Origin of the sequence: Alkalibacterium olivapovliticus (assembly GCF_003003275.1) — a bacterium.
Lineage (GTDB): Bacteria > Bacillota > Bacilli > Lactobacillales > Carnobacteriaceae_A > Alkalibacterium > Alkalibacterium olivapovliticum.
This window is the reverse complement of record NZ_PVTO01000066.1, coordinates 1-1,688: the sequence shown is the minus strand read 5'-3', so window position 1 is coordinate 1,688 and position 1,688 is coordinate 1. Positions and strand designations below refer to the sequence as shown.

The window sequence follows — 1,688 nt, the reverse complement described above, 5'->3', positions numbered from 1 at the left end:
TTTCAGAATGAAGAATCTATGGATCGCTTTTTGGTTTCCCGTTTTGATACGTACAATCAGAAGTTTTTGACACGGATTCACCGCGGCTTCCAACAAGCTGAAGCAGAGCTAGAAAAAATGTTTGAAAGATTAACAAATTAATAAATCGATTTTATAGAAGGAGCACTTCATTTACACATAATTATTGACACTCCCATTTCGAGTAATGGAAATAACTGTGTGAGATGTGCTACTAATATATTATCATGATACTTTATCAAAGGATACTCCGAAAGAGGATATATCTTACTATAGAGCTCTTCTAAATTAATCATATTCGATATGTAAGTCAATGAACGTTTCTTTTGCTCATGAATCCCCGTGAGATACTCCTCTACCTTCATTATATTTCGAAACTTGTATCCTCTAGTTTTTAAAGTCTCATTTATTTTTTCTGCAAGTATTTCATCGATAGTGTTATCTTTTAAATCTATTTCATCTCGTTCAGGAAATTGCTCTTTTATTTCAATTTTACTCACCATATGATATAGCGGTGTAGATGATATAGATTGCATTTTTTCAATTAAGTTTTCATCACTAGACGGAAATAGATTATTAAGGAAACCAAGTGGATTATTTATCAGCAGCTGATTGATAGACTCAATTTCAGCAGAGGGGATAGTCAGCTTTTGTGTATGAACATGTAAGTTTGAAACCTGTTCTTCATAATAATCTTTTTGCCATAGATTTTGAACTTTAATTATTTCGATTTGCCTATTTTGTTTTTCAATTTTTTGATTATTACTTAGTTGAAATAAAAAACCCATATAATCTATAAATAATGATGCTATCTCTACCCCCGACTCTTTATTAAGAATTTTTCTAAACTTGTTCTTCAATTTCTCAAAATATTCTTGATCTATTTCTTTGACAATATCTTTATCATTTAAATATCTTGTAAGTAGAGCTAAATCATTTATCTCATCAATTGTTTCATATTTTGTTCGATAATATTCATTTAATATATTCTTTTGTTTCCTACTAATCGGATACCTATATTCTAGGAGACTTTCAATCATATCGATATCTTCTTCAGAATGAATCCACTCAAGAAGTGCTCTATACTCTTCATTTTCTAAAATATCACTTGTCAACTTATCTTCAAAAATGTATGAGATAATCTTAAATGATGAACAATTTATTATCTCATAATCCTCTTTGTCTTTTAGGTATTCAAGTAACAATTCAATATGCCTTGTCTTTACCTCTACAGACATCTCTTTACCATGTAGGACATAAGAAATAGTCTCAATTATAAAATCTGAAACTTCATTTACAAAATATATTTTCAAATCTTCCAATATTTTTTCAGTCCACATGGTTATATCAGGATTCCCAGAACCATCATTAGTAGAAAACATTGGCTGGATTTTTCTATTCATAAAATTTATATTAACCATATTTAACAAATATTGTTCTTGCCAAGTGCCGTACTCTAGAGTCAAATTAGTAAAATTAAACGCATTAGCATTAACTAATTCAGACTCATATTTTTCAATAAATTTCGGTTCTGATTCATGTAGGATTTGATTAAAATTATCTATAAATATATTTGCTGGATTTTATAATGAAGTTAGCCACCTAGGCTAACATAAAAAAACGCCATGTGAATTTCATGTTATATTGAAGTTACCACTAACTCTCAATAG

1 protein-coding gene and 1 pseudogene are annotated in these 1,688 nt (G+C 29.2%); one reads left to right on the top strand and one right to left on the bottom strand.

The window, feature by feature from the left end; translation table 11 throughout:
* Positions 1-141: pseudogene (locus CLV38_RS13520) on the top strand (IS256 family transposase); the annotation flags it as partial.
* A gap of 26 nt (positions 142-167) precedes the next feature.
* On the opposite strand, the gene CLV38_RS13515 reads toward CLV38_RS13520, so the two are convergent.
* A complete protein-coding gene (locus tag CLV38_RS13515; protein ID WP_146129031.1) occupies positions 168-1,421 on the bottom strand; it encodes a hypothetical protein in 1,254 nt (417 codons plus the stop codon).
* Between the last annotated feature and the right edge of the window lie 267 nt (positions 1,422-1,688).

Bases quoted from the DNA above. Each gene is read 5' to 3' on its own strand.
- CLV38_RS13515 (WP_146129031.1), bottom strand. From the start codon at position 1,421: ATGAATAGAAAAATCCAGCCAATGTTTTCTACTAATGATGGTTCTGGG.